This window comes from Thalassovita mediterranea (genome assembly GCF_001458435.1).
GTDB classification, from domain to species: domain Bacteria; phylum Pseudomonadota; class Alphaproteobacteria; order Rhodobacterales; family Rhodobacteraceae; genus Thalassobius; species Thalassobius mediterraneus.
On the sequence record NZ_CYSF01000012.1, the window covers coordinates 78,291 to 93,128 of the forward strand.

A 14,838-nucleotide genomic window follows, 5' to 3' on the forward strand; every position below is an offset into this window, starting at 1 on the left:
GGCCAATGAATTTTGATATTTCTCAGCAGCCGCAGATCGTGCAGCAGGCCTATGGGCTGGTGATGCAGGTCTGGGAGCTGGCGCAGGGCTGGCTATTGTCGCCCGCCGCATGGTCGCAATTCGGGCTGTTGCTGGTCGCGTGGTTTGCTGCGCGGTTCGCCAATCAGCGCCTGCAACCCTTCCTGAAGAAGTGGCTGACTCCCGAAAGTGCGGCGAGTTATCTGGATCGCGGGCGCCTGTTCGTCGGTCAGTTCCTGCCGCTGTTGCTGCCGCTATTGGCCTATGTGTTTACGGGGATTGGTGAAAGCGTCGTTCGCTCGCTGTTTGACAGTGGGGCGGTGATTGCCTTTGGTAAGCGCATTTTCTTATTCATCGCGGTACGCGCTATGGTGCGCGACATCATCAAGGACCCGCTGTTTGGCCTGATCGGGCGCTACGTGCTGTTGCCGATTGCCGGTGTCTACGTCCTTGGCCTGATGGATTTCGCCACAGCATGGCTGGATGGCGCAGTGGTGCCTTTGGGCAACCTGTCATTTTCACTGCTGGATCTACTGCGGTTTATCGTCGTAGGCGGCATCATCTTCTGGCTGGGGCGCTGGTCGAACGATCAATCCGCCACCCTGATCCAGAAACAAGAGGCGATGCGCCCTGCCACCCGTCAATTGGCGGTAAAGGCGGCGGAAATCGGGATTTTCGGCGTCGCCTTCCTGATCTTCCTCAATATTATGGGAATCCCGCTGACCTCTTTGGCGGTGCTAACCGGTGCCATTGGTGTGGGTCTGGGTTTTGGCCTGCAGAAGATCGCGTCGAACTTCATCTCTGGTGTGATCCTGCTGCTGGAAGGGCAAGCAACCGTAGGGGATTACGTCGAACTGGATGGGGGTGAGGCAGGCACCATCGTGAAAATGACCGCGCGTGCGGCGATTCTGGAAACCTATGATGGGCGCTGGATCGTTGTCCCGAACGAAGATTTCATCACCACCCGCGTCGTGAACTATTCCGATCAAGGCAGCGCCAATCGGTATGAGGCGCCGTTTTCCGTCAGCTATGACACTGACATCAACAAGGTGCCGGCGATTATCGAGGCAGCGGTGGGCAAGCTGGATTTTGTCCTTGATGATCCTGATGGGCCGGATTGCGAACTGCGTGGCTTTGGTGACAGCGGCATTGATTTCGCGGTGGAGTTCTGGGTCAACGGCATCGACGACGGGCGTAACAAATACACGCCGCAGGTGCTGTTTGCCGTATGGAACGCGCTGAAAGATGCAGGGATCGAAATCCCCTATCCGCATCGCGTGGTGGAAATCAAAGGTGGTTCCCTGACATGAGCCGCGCCCTGATTATCGGGGGCGGGCCTGCCGGATTGATGGCGGCGGATCGGCTGGCAGCGGCGGGGCATGCCGTGCTGGTGGTCGATGCGAAGCCGTCGCTGGCGCGCAAATTTCTGATGGCGGGGAAATCCGGCCTGAACCTGACCAAGGAGGAGCCGTTTGAACGGTTCCTCAGCGCGTATGACGAAGCGGCAGAGTGGCTGCGCCCGATGCTAGAGGCGTTTGGCCCTGATGAGGTGCGCGCCTGGGCCGAGGGGCTGGGGCAGGAAATGTTCACCGGATCCTCTGGCCGGGTGTTTCCGACCGTCATGAAGGCATCCCCCCTGTTGCGGGCGTGGTTGGCGCGGCTGGAGGGGTTTGGTGTTGAGGTGCGTACGCGCTGGCGTTGGGTCGGTTGGGATCGTCCGTCGGGTGCGTTCCGCTTTGATACCCCAGAGGGCGCGCAGGATTTGACGGCGGATGTCGTTGTACTGGCCTGTGGTGGCGCCAGTTGGGCGCGGTTGGGATCGGACGGGGCGTGGGCCGACATGGTGCCGGATACTGTGCCATTTCAGCCCGCCAACATGGGGTTTGAGGTCGCGTGGAGCGATCACATGCGCGCCCATTTTGGTCAGCCGCTGAAAAACATCGTGCTGCAGGCCGGTGAAAAGGCAGTACGTGCGGAATGCGTCCTGTCTGAACGCGGGATCGAGGGCGGCGGGATCTACGCCGTGTCCCGCGCCCTGCGCGAGGGGGCGCCGCTGACCCTTGATCTGGTGCCAGATCTGAGCGTGGATCAGCTGCGTGATCGCCTAAATGCCGTCAGCAAGAAGCAAAGCGCCAAGAATCGCCTGCGCAAAGGCGCGCGTCTGGATGATGCGAAACTGGCCCTAGTGATGGAGGTGGCGCGTCCACTGTCTGCCGATCTGGCGCCGCTGTTGAAAAACCTGCCCGTGCCATTGGGACCGCCACGTCCGATGGATGAAGCGATTTCAACCGCAGGCGGGCTGTCACTGGCGGCGCTGGATGCTGGTTTGATGTTGCGCGATGCGCCCGGTGTGTTTGCGGCTGGTGAAATGCTCGACTGGGAGGCGCCTACGGGTGGATACCTACTGACCGCCTGTCTGGCCACAGGGCGCTGGGCCGGTGATGCGGCGGTGAAAGATCTGACGAAATAAGGGAATCACGTGATCAACACGGCAAGCGGCTGAGCAGGTCGCGCAGCGGTTCATTAACGCTAAGTCGATGATAATCAGTGATTTTAGGGATGAAGTGGTGAGCCGTGAAGGATTCGAACCTTCGACCCACTGATTAAAAGTCAGTTGCTCTACCAACTGAGCTAACGGCCCACTCTCTCGTGTGGGGCGCTTCTAGATAGACTGGCGCTGAGGGTCAAGCGGATTCGGGAAATTTTCGGCAAGAAATTTGAATCTTTTTTGAAGGCATCAAAAACACCCTTAAAAACTTGTGTTTTCGGGGTTCGAATAAATTCACGCCTCGAAACAGTTTTTCAGCACGGGGCGTTGCGGGATCTTCATGGGGGCTATGCAAACGTCGTGATGCGCCCATATCTGGATTGATCGGGGAATCAGGCGTATAGGAACGCGATGGAACAGAACCGCCAAACCGCTTTGCCTTTCATGAAAATGCACGGGCTGGGAAACGACTTCGTTGTCGTGGACGCCCGCGCGCGCGCCGTGCCGCTGCCAGAGGCGCTGGTTGTTGCTATTGCCCATCGTCAGATGGGGGTGGGCTATGACCAGCTGGCAGTGATTGAACCGTCTGATAAGGCCGACGCGCATCTGGTGTTTTACAATGCCGACGGTTCGACCTCTGCCGCCTGTGGCAACGCCACCCGCTGCATTGCGCGTCACCTGATGGATGAAAGCGGCAAGACCGCACTGCATCTGACCACCGATCGCGGCGATCTCTATGCAGAGCATGCGGGCAATGGCCTGACGTCTGTGAATATGGGTCACCCGCAGCTTTCGTGGGATGAGGTGCCGCTGGCGCATGAGATGGATACGCTGGAACTGCCGATTGACGGCGCGCCGACCGCGACCGGCATGGGCAACCCGCATTGCACCTTTTTCGTCGCGGATGCAGAGGCGGTGGATCTTGAAGCGCGCGGGGCCGAAATTGAACATCACCCGCTTTATCCGCAGCGCACCAATGTGCAGTTCGCCAGCGTCATCGGTTCCGATCATCTGCGTATGCGGGTGTGGGAACGTGGGGTTGGCGTAACGCTGGCCTCTGGCTCCTCCTCCTGCGCGACGGCGGTGGCGGCGGCGCGCCGTGGTCTGACGGGCCGTAAGGTGCAGATTGAACTGGACGGTGGCACCATCTGGATCGACTGGCGCGAGGATGGCGTTTGGATGACTGCTGCGACGATGCATGTGTTCACCGCTGAATTGACCGCCCAGTTTCTGGAGTCTGCGTCATGAATAAACCCACTGCCGTGAAACCGCCTGTCTTTGCCACCCTCGGCTGTCGCCTCAACGCCTATGAGACGGAGGCGATGAAAGACCTCGCCGCGCAGGCTGGGGTCGAAGGTGCCGTTGTGGTCAACACCTGCGCGGTCACGGCAGAGGCGGTGCGCAAATCCCGCCAAGAGATTCGCAAGCTGCGCAAGGAAAACCCCGATGCGCGGATCATTGTGACGGGCTGTGCGGCGCAGACGGAACCGGACACCTTTGCCAAAATGGGTGAGGTGGATCTGGTCATCGGCAACACCGAAAAGATGCAGCCGGAAACCTGGGCCAATATGGGCCCGAACTTCATTGGCGACACCGAAAAGGTGAAGGTGGACGACATCATGTCCGTTACCGAAACCGCCGGTCACCTGATTGATGGGTTCGGCACCCGGTCGCGCGCCTATGTGCAGGTGCAGAACGGCTGCGATCACCGCTGCACCTTCTGCATTATTCCCTATGGCCGTGGCAATTCGCGGTCTGTCCCTGCCGGTGTGGTTGTCGATCAGATCAAACGGCTGGTGGACAAGGGTTATAACGAGGTGGTGCTGACAGGTGTGGACCTGACCAGCTGGGGCGCCGATCAGCCGATGCAGCCGAAACTGGGCGATCTGGTGATGCGGATCCTGAAACTGGTGCCGGACCTGCCGCGTCTGCGGATCAGCTCGATCGATTCGATTGAGGTGGACGAAAACCTGATGCAGGCCATCGCAACAGAACCACGCTTGATGCCGCATCTGCATCTGTCGCTACAGCATGGCGACGATATGATCCTGAAGCGGATGAAGCGCCGCCATCTGCGCGATGACGCCATCCGTTTCGCCGAAGAGGCGCGCAAACTGCGCCCGGACATGACCTTTGGCGCCGACATCATCGCCGGTTTCCCGACCGAGACCGAGGCGCATTTTGAAAACTCGCTCAAGCTGGTGGAGGAATGCGATCTGACTTGGCTGCATGTCTTCCCCTACTCCAAACGTGAAGGCACGCCAGCGGCCAAGATCCCCAATCAAGTGAACGGCAACGTGATCAAGGAACGCGCCGCCCGTCTGCGCGCCGCAGGGGAAGCACAGGTGGCACGCCATCTGGCGCAGCAGATTGGCCAGACCCATCAGGTGCTTATGGAAAACGCACATATGGGCCGCACCGCACAGTTTACCGAAGTAACCTTTGACCTGCCGCAGGTAGAAGGCCAGATTGTCGAGGCGGTGATCAAGGGCATCAAGGGGCAACAGTTGACGGTATGAGTCGTGTGATCTTCCTCCACGGGGCGTCAAGCGCGGGCAAGACCACGCTGGCACAGGCCATTCGCGCCGCTGCAGAGGATGGGTTCATGCACCTGTCACTGGATCATTTTCGCGATAGCGGGGCTGTGGACCGCACGCATTATCGCGATTGGCCCGCGCAGCGACCCGCGTTTTTTGAGGGCTATCACCGTGCGGTTTGTGGCTTTGCCAAGGCCGGCAATGATCTGATCATTGAACATATTCTGGACGACCCCAATTGGTTGCCTCAGCTGCAGCGCGGGCTGGCGCGGCAGCAGGTGATGTTTGTGGGCCTTCACACCCCGTTGGATGTATTGAACCACCGCGAGGTTGTGCGCGGGGATCGTGCCATCGGATCTGCGGCGCAGGATTTTGCCAATGTGCATCGCGGGCTGCGTTATGATCTGGAACTGGACGGTACAGCCGCCCCTGATCTGAACGCGCTGAAGGTGCTGGCCGCAATGCAGGCACAACGCAAACCATCGGCGCTGTTCGCGTCATGATGCCCGTTCTCTACTCCTTCCGCCGTTGCCCTTATGCGATGCGCGCTCGTTTGGGCGTCGCGGCGGCAGGTCTTTCGGTCGAGTTGCGCGAGATTGTTTTGCGCGACAAAGCGCCAGCGTTTCTTGCTGTCAGCCCCTCTGCCACGGTGCCGTGCCTGGTGACGGAACAGGGTGTGATTGACGAAAGCCTCGACATCATGATCTGGGCATTGTCGCAGAATGATCCTGAGGGTTGGCTGGATATGCCAGCGCTAGGCCATGACTTGATTGCCGAGGCGGACGGCCCGTTCAAAAAGGCGCTGGATCGCACCAAATACACCACCCGCTATCCTGATTGCGATCCGGAGGCGGAGCGGGGCAAGGCGCATGCCTTCCTGCACCGTCTGAACGATCAGATTGGCGATCAGGCGTTTTTGTTTGGTATTAGACCCTCGTTGGCAGATACGGCGATCCTACCGTTTGCGCGCCAGTTTGCCTTCATTGATAAGGCCAGATTTGACGCCGAGGATTGGCCGAACCTATCGCGATGGCTTGAGGATTTCCTGCAATCGCAACGCTTTACCGCGATTATGCCGAAGCTGGCGAAATGGCAGGACGGGGACGATCCGGTGATGTTTCCCTTCGATCAGGGTTGAACTGACGCGTCCGTGCTAGAAAGCTGGCCCCAGCCACGGACAGGAGCCAGCCCCATGCACCCCAACCCCATCTTTCGCACCGCAGAGGCGGCGCAAAACCTGACCTTTGCCGCCGATCAGGGGTTCGGCATGGTGGCGGTCAACGGCGCGGATGGCCTGCCGCATTTGGCCCATGTGCCGTTTCTGATCGAGGGCGACAGGGTATTGTTTCACCTTGTCCGCTCAAACCCCATTGTGCGCGCATTGAAGGATGGTGCGATGCTGCGCCTCGCTGTGCGGGGCGCGCATGGGTATATCTCACCTGATTGGTACGGTGTGCCCGATCAGGTGCCGACGTGGAATTATGTGGCGGTCCAGATCGACGGGCGGGGGCAGATCCTGGATCAGGATCTGTTGCTGGCGCTATTGAATCGGTTGTCAGATCGTTTTGAGGCGGTGCTTGCGCCAAAACCGGTGTGGAAGATGTCCAAAATGGATCCCGATGCACTGGCCCGTATGATGCGGATGATTGTCCCGGTGGAGATGCAGATCACTGACGTGACCGGCACATGGAAATTGTCGCAAAACAAAGATGATGCCGTGCGTTTGGCTGCCGCAGATGGTGTGGCTGAGGCGGCTCTGGATCCCCATGCGGCAGCTTTGGCGGCCTTGATGCGGGATCTGCCGGTGCAGTCCTGAAATCACGGCGTTTTTGGAGGCAGATCATGGACAGCCTGATCCGATCCGCCTAGCGTCAGCGCAACACCGAACCGAAGGGGATCGTTCGATATGAAACTGATTTATGCACCAACCTCACCTTATTCTCGCAAGGTACGGGTGCTGCTGGCAGAGACGGGCCAGAGCGATGATATTGAAATGGCGCAAATTTTCGCCACGCCTGTTGATACCCCAGATGAGGTGCAGGCAGCGAACCCGATGGGGAAAATTCCGTCACTGGTACGCGAAGAGGGTACATCGCTTTATGATAGTCGTGTGATCTGCCAGTTCCTTGATGAGCGCGCGGATGCAGGCCTTTACCCAGCGGGCAGCCGTTGGGAGGTGATGACGCTGGAAGCCACGGCAGATGGTATTTTGGATGCCGCGATTTTGATGGTCTACGAACGCCGCATTCGCCCGCCACAGTTTGTTTATCCAGAATGGGAAGAGGCGCAATGGGTCAAGGTTGCCCGCGCTGTGCAGGCAGTCAATGATCGCTGGATGTCTCATCTGGCAGGGCCGCTGACGATGGGTCATATCGCAGTCGCCTGTGCGCTGGGATATCTGGATTTCCGCCATCCCGACCGAAACTGGCGCAAAGGATGTGATGCGCTGGATGACTGGTATGCGGTCTTTTCCGAGCGCGACAGCATGAAAGCAACCGTTCCACCAGCTTGATTTGCAGAATCATGATACGTGATCGTGTTATGCAAAAGGGCCCCGCGGGGCCCTTTCGTTTATGTTTTCTATGTCTCGCGCCGGGCGAGTAGGTCAGAAGCTATAGCTGACACCAACGTTGACCGAGTTGGTGATGATTCGGGTTTCCAGGTTGCCGCCACCGTCGAGGTCCACTTTGTTGTCAGACCAGGTGAACTGGTATTCGCTGAAAACACTCCAGCGGTCGTTCAGCTCATAAGAGGCGCCAGCGGTCAGACGCGCGGCGGGGCCGGTCAGCTGATAACCGAAGGTACGGGTGCCGCCACCTGCGGGCTGTGCGTCTACGTGGGGCAGTGCGATACCGATACCTGCGCCAACGTAGGGGGTGAACTGATTCCACTGGCCGGGCCAGCGTTTGGTGTAGTTCACGGTGATGATGTTGTGGCCGTCCGAAAACTCCAGCCGATCAAATAGTGCCGTTTCGTCAGCGCCGTAAACCTTGGCGTGGGTCAATTCGACACCCCAACCCCAGTTGTTTTCGCCCCATACAGTGACGCGCGCGCCGTAGTAGGGCGGTGCAGCAAAAGAATCACCGTCCCAGCCGATCAGTTCGCTGAAATCACCGCCACCGGGCAGCGTGCCGTCAATACGGGAGTGGGGCGAGGTTTGGTAACCACCATATGCGCTCACTTCGATTTCGGCGGCTGCGGTGGTGGCAGCACCAGCAGCGATCAAGCCAGCCAGTGCGGTCGACGTCAGTAGCTTTGCGGGCATGACCGTCATCCTTTGTAATGTTCGAACAGGGGTATTTAGTGGCGCAGGATAGTCTGGGTTTTGCTGTGCCTCAACCGCGACACTTAGGCACTTGTGGCCATTGTGCAACCCCTGCGCTGGATTGTCCGCTGGACTGAATTGGATTCGCCCGCTAAACAGCGCCTCGGAAAGGCTGCGTTTTGCGCGGCCCAGAACCGTGTAGGCCCACATTGGGTTGTAGAATGGAGAGAACCTCGTGTCCCACGCAGAAGATCACGAAGGCACCCGCAGGGACTTCCTGTACTATGCCACCGCTGGTGCCGGTGCTGTAGCGACAGGTGCCGTAGTATGGCCGCTGGTCAATCAGATGAACCCCGCCGCCGACGTGCGCGCGCTGGCGTCGATCCGTGTCGACGTTTCCGGCGTAGAGCCCGGCACCCAGCTGACCGTGAAATGGTTGGGTAAACCGGTGTTCATCCGTCGTCGTACCGCTGAAGAAATCGAAGCAGGCCGTGCCGTTTCGGTTGAAGAGCTGACCATCGACAAAGGCGCCCAAAACGCCAACAAACCCGATGCAGATGCGGCCGACGAAAACCGCACACTGGATGAAGCTGGCGAATGGCTGGTGATGATCGGCGTTTGTACTCACCTCGGCTGTGTTCCGATCGGTGATGGCGCAGGCGACTTCGGCGGCTGGTTCTGCCCCTGCCACGGTTCGCACTACGACACCGCTGGCCGTATCCGCAAAGGCCCGGCGCCGCGCAACATGGATGTGCCGGTCGCTGTCTTTGCTGACGAAAACACCATCAAACTGGGTTAAGGAGCGTAGGTATGTCCGGAATTCCCCACGACCATTACGAACCGAAGACCGGTTTCGAAAAATGGATCCACACCCGTCTGCCCGTCGTTGGACTGGTATATGACACCCTGATGATCCCCACCCCGAAAAACCTGAACTGGTGGTGGATCTGGGGCATCGTACTGGCATTCTGCCTGGCGCTGATGATCGCGACCGGCGTTGTCATGGTGATGCACTACACCCCGCACGTTGATCACGCGTTCGCATCCGTTGAACACATCATGCGTGACGTGAACGGCGGTCACATGATCCGCTATATCCACATGAACGGCGCATCGCTGTTCTTTGTTGCGGTTTACATCCACATCTTCCGTGGCCTGTTCTACGGTTCGTACAAGGCGCCCCGCGAAATCACGTGGATCATCGGCATGCTCATCTACCTGATGATGATGGGCACCGCGTTCATGGGCTACGTTCTGCCTTGGGGTCAGATGTCCTTCTGGGGCGCGACCGTGATCACCGGCCTGTTCGGCGCGATTCCCTTCGTTGGTGAACCGATCCAGACTTGGCTGCTGGGCGGCCCGGCCGTGGACAACGCCACGCTGAACCGTTTCTTCTCGCTGCACTACCTGCTGCCGTTCGTAATCGCCGGCCTGGTAATCCTGCACATCTGGGCGTTCCACCACACTGGCAACAACAACCCCACCGGTGTTGAAGTACGTCGTGGTTCCAAAGAAGAAGCTGAAAAAGACACCCTGCCGTTCTGGCCCTACTTCGTGATCAAAGACCTGTTCGCGCTGGCCGTTGTTCTGCTGGTCTTCTTCGCGGTTGTTGGCTTCATGCCCAACTACCTCGGCCACCCCGACAACTACATCGAAGCAAACCCGCTGGCGACGCCTGCACACATCGTTCCGGAATGGTACTTCCTGCCGTTCTACGCGATCCTGCGTGCGTTTGACTCCGAAGTTTGGGTTGTGATGTTTGCAGGCTGGATCACCGGCGGCATCATCGACGCGAAATTCTTCGGCGTACTGGCCATGTTCGGCGCAATCGCTGTGATGGCGCTGGCCCCTTGGCTGGACACCTCGCGCGTGCGTTCGGGGCAGAACCGTCCGATGTTCAAATGGTGGTACCGTCTGCTGGTTCTGGACTTCATCGTTCTGATGTGGGCCGGTGCAATGCCTGCTGAACCGCCGTACTCGACCATCTCGCTGATCGGTGCGACCTACTGGTTCGCCTACTTCCTGGTCGTTCTGCCCATGCTGGGTGTGATCGAAAAGCCGACCGAAGCGCCGGCCACGATCGAAGACGACTTCAAAGCCAAAGTGGCCAAATCGGCCAAAGCCGCCAAGTAAGAGGAAACAGGATAATGCTTAAGAAAATTGCGATCTCCGCAGTTGCGGCCCTGACCCTCTCGGCGGGTGGCGCGCTGGCTGCCGGTGGTGGTGAACAGCATATCGAAGACATCGCCTTCTCGTTCGAAGGCCCCTTCGGTAAGTTCGACCAGATGCAGCTGCAACGCGGCCTGCAGGTTTACACCGAAGTATGTTCGGCCTGTCACGGTCTGAAGTATGTACCGATCCGCACCCTCGCGGACGAAGGCGGCCCGCAGCTGCCCGAAGATCAGGTACGTGCCTACGCCGCTGAAATGTCGATCTATGACGCTGATCTGGATGATGACCGTCCCCGGACCCCGGCGGACAAGTTCCCCGAATCCGGTCTGGAAACCGCCCCTGACCTGAGCCTGATGGCGAAGGCACGTGCTGGCTTCCACGGCCCTGAGGGCACCGGCATCAACCAGCTGGTACGCGGCATGGGTGGCGCGGAATACATCTACTCGATCCTGACCGGCTACACCGGCAAGGAAAAAGAGCAGGCCGGCACCACCTTCTACGAAAACACCGCCTTCCCGGGTGGCTGGATTTCGATGGCACCGCCGCTGGCAGGTGAAGATGTGGAATATGCTGATGGTCACTCCACCAGCCTGCACCACGAAGCAGAAGATGTTTCGGCGTTCCTGATGTGGGCCGCAGAGCCCAAGATGATGGACCGTCAGCATTCTGGTTTCGTTGCGGTTCTGTTCCTGACCCTGCTGTCGGTTCTGCTGTACCTGACCAACAAACGTCTCTGGGCACCGGTCAAACGCGCAGCCAAGGAAGCCGCGAAAGAGGCCTGATCCCTGCGATCACCTAGACATTAAGAAGCCCCGCCTAGATCAGGCGGGGCTTTTTCTATGGGCGCTGTGCAGCGAAAGTTTTCAGGACACCAAAGCCATGCGTGCGCCCAAGGCTGCAATTAGTGCTTTTGCTTCAACGGGCGGGGCCTGCTCAATCCGCCGATAGCCACTGCCATCACGGTTGCGGGTCAGCAGGGTGCAGGAAATCATCGTGCGGCGCAGGGTGGCAGGATCGTTGAATAGGTGCGCTGCGTTGAGGTGGGCGTTGATGGTTTTCTCATCCATCTCCACCTCTGCTGGCAGCCGCGCCCACAGAGCCCAGAGCGCCAGCGTCTGGATGGCGCGTTTGGCGGGCCACTGGATCAGGCGCCCACCCTTATCAAATTGGTGCAGGCAACGTTCGACCGTGCGACTGTCAGCTTGGGTCGCGGCCTGCGGGCGATCCAGACGTTTTTGCGCGGCCTGCGAGGCGCGCATGTGCTGCACGTTTTGAAATCCGGCCGCGCGGGCCAGCATGTTCATCAGGCTGAGGTGAGAGGGGGCGTTTGCGCCCAATTCCTTTGCCAAAGCGCGGGTGAAAGGAGTCAGATCCGCCACCGTCAGGGGGAGAGGGGATTTTGTCATCGTGTTTCCAAACAGGGCGTTTGCACATCCGTTGGTCGCTGACTTGACGAACCGCGCCCTTTGTTCATGAAACGATGGCAAGGTGTCTGGTGGTGTGGCAGGTTTAGCACCCCCAATGGGGGCAGCGACGCCTCGGTGTCTGCCGACCGTGGCCCCAGCCTAGCAAGGCCAGCGTCACGGTGCCAGTAGAATTAGCGCATCAGATCAGGCAGATCGCCGGTCAGCCCCGCCGCTTCGCGCATGAAGTTGCGGCGCAGGCTGGGCATGGCGTTCACCGCGCCCATCCCCAGATCGCGGGCAAATCGCAGCAGCGGATTGTCGTTGGAAAACAGCTTGTTCGTCAGATCGGTGGTCAGTGCCAGCGATGCGGTGTCAAAGCGGCGCCATTCACTGTAGCGGTCCAGAACCAACTCGCTGGCGAAGTCCTCGCCACGCTGGCGGGCCTCGACCAGCACCTGGGTCAGCGCGCCGATGTCGCGCAGACCAGCGTTCAGGCCTTGCCCCGCAATCGGGTGCATGCCGTGGGCCGCATCGCCGATCAGCGCCATACGCTCGCCGGTGATCTGATCGGCCAGCGTCAGGTTCAGCGGGTAGGTAAAGCGTTTGCCGGCAAGTTCGATCCGGCCCAGAAAATTACCGAAGCGCGGGCGCAGCACCTGCATGTATTCTTCGTCGCTCAACGCATGGATCGCGGCGGCGTTATCGTGGGTTTCGGACCAGACGATCGACGACATATTGCCCGGCAGCGGCAGGATCGCCAGCGGCCCCGGCGGCATGAAGAACTGATGCGCGATGCCATTGTTGGGTTTTTCATGCGAAATCGCGCAGACCAGCGCGGTCTGGCCGTAGTCCCAGCCGGTGCGCTTGATCCCTGCGCGTTCTGCGGTGCCGGATTTGCGTCCGTCGGCGCCGATCAGCAGCTTGGCGGTGATGCAGGCGCCAGTGTCCAGCGTTAGGGTGACGCCCTGCGCATCTGCCTGCTGCGCCACAACGGTGGTGCCATCCAGCACGGTGATCCGATCCGACGCCTGCATCGCATCCGACAGCGCGCGGCGCAGATAGCGATCCTCCAGCATGTAGCCCATCGGGCCTTCTTCCAGCTCTGTGTGGTCAAAGTGCAGGAAAAACGGGCTGAGCGGCCCTTCACCCGCGCGGCCATCCGTGACCTTGATATCGCGCATCGCCTGCGCGTTGCCGGCCACCTGATCCCAGATGCCGATCCCCGCCAACAGCCGTTGAGAGGCCAGCGCCAGCGCATAGGCGCGTCCGTCGAAATTATCCGATTGCTGCGCGCTGCGCGCCAAGGCGTCGATCACCGTGACGGTGAAGCCTGCGTTTGCAAGGGCAAGAGCCTGCGCCGGACCGTTCAGCCCGCCGCCAATGATCACAATATCGCTGTCATGTTTCATGCCCTTCAATATGCGTGGGTTCACGGGATTGTCCATGCGCCCCGTGGTCGCTACGGTCCTGAAAACGCGATTTTGGAACACCGCGAGTTGGAGGGTGCGCAATGCAAGAATGGTTGAAATCCAGTGCCGCAGATCTGGGGCGGGGCATTGCGGCGGGGCAGATTGATCCGGTGCCCCTGACGCAGACCTATCTGGACGCCATCGCGGCGCATCCCTTCGCAGATCGCATCTATGCCCGCGTGACCGCAGATCGCGCATTGGCCGAGGCGGAGGCAGCGGCGAAGCGCGCACAGGCCGGTCAGCGCCTGTCGCCTTTGGATGGGGTGCCCATTTCGTGGAAAGACCTGTTTGATTCGGCTGGCGTCGCGACGGAGGCAGGGTCGGCCCTGTTGAAAGGCCGTGTGCCTGCGCAGGATGCGCCTGTGTTGGCAAACGCGACCGCGCAGGGCATGGTCTGTCTGGGCAAAACACATATGAGCGAACTGGCCTTTTCCGGCCTTGGCTTGAACCCCGTGACCGCGACGCCGCCTTGTGTGAATGATCATGATGCGGTGTCGGGCGGATCGTCGTCTGGTGCGGCGACCTCAGTGGCGTTTGATCTGGCGGCCTGCGGCATCGGGTCGGACACAGGCGGGTCGGTGCGGATCCCTGCGGCGTGGAATGATCTGGTGGGGCTGAAAACCACATCGGGTCGTATCCCGCTGGATGGGGTCGTGGAACTGTGTGCGCAGTTTGACACCATTGGGCCGCTTGGCCGCACGGTCGAGGATGCGGCGCTGATGCTGGCGGTGCTGGAGGGTGGCAAGCCCGCCGATCTGCGCGGCGCAACGTTGAAAGGGCGTCGTTTCGCGGTGCTGCAAACCGTAGTGATGGAAGACACCCGCGACGTGCCGATGCAGGCGTTTAACACAGCGGTTGAGAAATTGGCTGCAGCGGGTGCCGAGATAGTGAAGATCGACGCGCCAGAGGTTGCAGAGGCGATGACGCTAACTGGCCCGCTTTATACTGGTGAGGCCTATGGCATCTGGCGCGATGTGATCGAGGCGCAGCCTGATCTGATGTTTGACCGCATCCTAGACCGCTTCCGTGGTGGACGGAACGTCAGCGCGGCGGATTATGTGGCGGCTTGGCGTAAACTGCACGCGCTGCGGGCGCGGTGGTATCAGCGGGTTGCGGGCTATGACGCCGTTCTGTGCCCAACGGCTCCGATTCTGCCGCCTAATGCCGAACGGTTGATGCAGGATGATCAGTATTACGTCACCGAAAACTTGCTGGCGCTGCAAAACACGCGGGTGGGCAATCTGATGGGTAACTGCGGTGTGACCCTACCCACAGGCACGCCCAGCTGTGGTATCCTGCTGAACGGATTGCCCCATCAGGAAGAGCGTTTGCTGCGCATCGCAGCGGCGGCAGAGGCAGCGTTGAACGCGGCCTAACTGTCCGCACCCCTTCGTCAAAAAGGTCACATCAGCCCCCGCGTTCAGGTAAGGGAACTGGACGGCGCGGGGCATTTTCGCTAGTCTCAATCCAAACGGGGCGTGAA

Annotated in this window: 15 protein-coding genes and 1 tRNA gene; 12 read left to right on the forward strand and 4 right to left on the reverse strand. The window is 59.9% G+C overall.

Annotated elements, in window-relative coordinates; genetic code table 11:
- Nucleotides 1–5 precede the first annotated feature (5 nt).
- Together TM5383_RS11575 and TM5383_RS11580 are read left to right on the forward strand one after the other, a co-directional pair.
- On the forward strand, nucleotides 6–1,328 hold the full coding sequence (locus TM5383_RS11575; RefSeq protein ID WP_058319200.1) for a mechanosensitive ion channel family protein: 1,323 nt from the start codon (nucleotides 6–8) through the stop codon (nucleotides 1,326–1,328).
- The gene (locus TM5383_RS11580) at nucleotides 1,325–2,488 is read left to right on the forward strand and encodes a TIGR03862 family flavoprotein (protein ID WP_058319201.1); all 1,164 of its coding nucleotides are present in this window, start codon (nucleotides 1,325–1,327) and stop codon (nucleotides 2,486–2,488) included. Before TM5383_RS11575 ends, TM5383_RS11580 begins: the two co-directional genes overlap by 4 nt.
- A gap of 95 nt (nucleotides 2,489–2,583) precedes the next feature.
- Here the strand turns inward: TM5383_RS11580 and TM5383_RS11585 are convergent.
- Nucleotides 2,584–2,659: transfer RNA gene (locus TM5383_RS11585), tRNA-Lys, on the reverse strand.
- Nucleotides 2,660–2,917: 258 nt separating this feature from the next.
- Here TM5383_RS11585 and dapF point away from each other — a divergent pair.
- The 6 genes from dapF (at nucleotide 2,918) to TM5383_RS11615 (ending at nucleotide 7,555) form a co-directional block, all read left to right on the forward strand.
- Entirely contained in the window at nucleotides 2,918–3,754 is an 837-nt protein-coding gene (gene dapF / locus TM5383_RS11590; RefSeq protein ID WP_058319202.1) for a diaminopimelate epimerase, read from the forward strand.
- Entirely contained in the window at nucleotides 3,751–5,025 is a 1,275-nt protein-coding gene (gene mtaB, locus TM5383_RS11595; RefSeq protein ID WP_058319203.1) for a tRNA (N(6)-L-threonylcarbamoyladenosine(37)-C(2))-methylthiotransferase MtaB, read from the forward strand. The genes dapF and mtaB overlap by 4 nt, the downstream gene beginning before the upstream one ends.
- Nucleotides 5,022–5,546 carry a chloramphenicol phosphotransferase CPT family protein gene (locus TM5383_RS11600; protein ID WP_058319204.1) on the forward strand — a complete coding sequence of 175 codons (525 nt, stop codon included), beginning with the start codon at nucleotides 5,022–5,024 and terminating at the stop codon, nucleotides 5,544–5,546. The genes mtaB and TM5383_RS11600 overlap by 4 nt, the downstream gene beginning before the upstream one ends.
- On the forward strand, nucleotides 5,543–6,181 hold the full coding sequence (locus TM5383_RS11605) for a glutathione S-transferase (protein WP_058319205.1): 639 nt from the start codon (nucleotides 5,543–5,545) through the stop codon (nucleotides 6,179–6,181). The genes TM5383_RS11600 and TM5383_RS11605 overlap by 4 nt, the downstream gene beginning before the upstream one ends.
- 54 nt (nucleotides 6,182–6,235) lie before the next feature.
- Nucleotides 6,236–6,859 (forward strand): FMN-binding negative transcriptional regulator, encoded by a 624-nt coding sequence (locus tag TM5383_RS11610; protein WP_058319206.1) that lies wholly within the window; start codon nucleotides 6,236–6,238, stop codon nucleotides 6,857–6,859.
- Nucleotides 6,860–6,949: 90 nt separating this feature from the next.
- Nucleotides 6,950–7,555 carry a glutathione S-transferase gene (locus tag TM5383_RS11615; RefSeq protein ID WP_058319207.1) on the forward strand — a complete coding sequence of 202 codons (606 nt, stop codon included), beginning with the start codon at nucleotides 6,950–6,952 and terminating at the stop codon, nucleotides 7,553–7,555.
- A 93-nt stretch (nucleotides 7,556–7,648) separates the two neighbouring features.
- On the opposite strand, the gene TM5383_RS11620 is transcribed toward TM5383_RS11615, so the two are convergent.
- A complete protein-coding gene (locus tag TM5383_RS11620) occupies nucleotides 7,649–8,308 on the reverse strand; it encodes an outer membrane protein (RefSeq protein WP_058319208.1) in 660 nt (219 codons plus the stop codon).
- 235 nt (nucleotides 8,309–8,543) lie between these two features.
- On the opposite strand from TM5383_RS11620, the gene petA reads away from it, so the two are divergent.
- The 3 genes from petA to TM5383_RS11635 are packed head-to-tail and all read left to right on the forward strand — an operon-like array spanning nucleotide 8,544 to nucleotide 11,262.
- Complete coding sequence (gene petA / locus TM5383_RS11625) at nucleotides 8,544–9,107, forward strand: ubiquinol-cytochrome c reductase iron-sulfur subunit (protein ID WP_058319209.1); 564 nt, start codon at nucleotides 8,544–8,546, stop codon at nucleotides 9,105–9,107.
- Between the two features lie 11 nt (nucleotides 9,108–9,118).
- Entirely contained in the window at nucleotides 9,119–10,441 is a 1,323-nt protein-coding gene (locus tag TM5383_RS11630; protein WP_058319210.1) for a cytochrome b, read from the forward strand.
- 14 nt (nucleotides 10,442–10,455) lie between these two features.
- Nucleotides 10,456–11,262, forward strand: a complete 807-nt coding sequence (locus TM5383_RS11635) for a cytochrome c1 (RefSeq protein ID WP_058319211.1) — start codon at nucleotides 10,456–10,458, stop codon at nucleotides 11,260–11,262.
- Between the two features lie 81 nt (nucleotides 11,263–11,343).
- Here the strand turns inward: TM5383_RS11635 and TM5383_RS11640 are convergent, their stop codons facing one another.
- A complete protein-coding gene (locus tag TM5383_RS11640) occupies nucleotides 11,344–11,886 on the reverse strand; it encodes a DUF2087 domain-containing protein (protein WP_058319212.1) in 543 nt (180 codons plus the stop codon).
- Nucleotides 11,887–12,077: 191 nt separating this feature from the next.
- Nucleotides 12,078–13,295, reverse strand: coding sequence for a UbiH/UbiF/VisC/COQ6 family ubiquinone biosynthesis hydroxylase (locus TM5383_RS11645; protein ID WP_058319445.1), 1,218 nt, complete (start codon nucleotides 13,293–13,295; stop codon nucleotides 12,078–12,080).
- A gap of 101 nt (nucleotides 13,296–13,396) precedes the next feature.
- On the opposite strand from TM5383_RS11645, the gene TM5383_RS11650 reads away from it, so the two are divergent.
- A complete protein-coding gene (locus TM5383_RS11650) occupies nucleotides 13,397–14,731 on the forward strand; it encodes an amidase (RefSeq protein ID WP_058319213.1) in 1,335 nt (444 codons plus the stop codon).
- Nucleotides 14,732–14,838 lie beyond the last annotated feature (107 nt).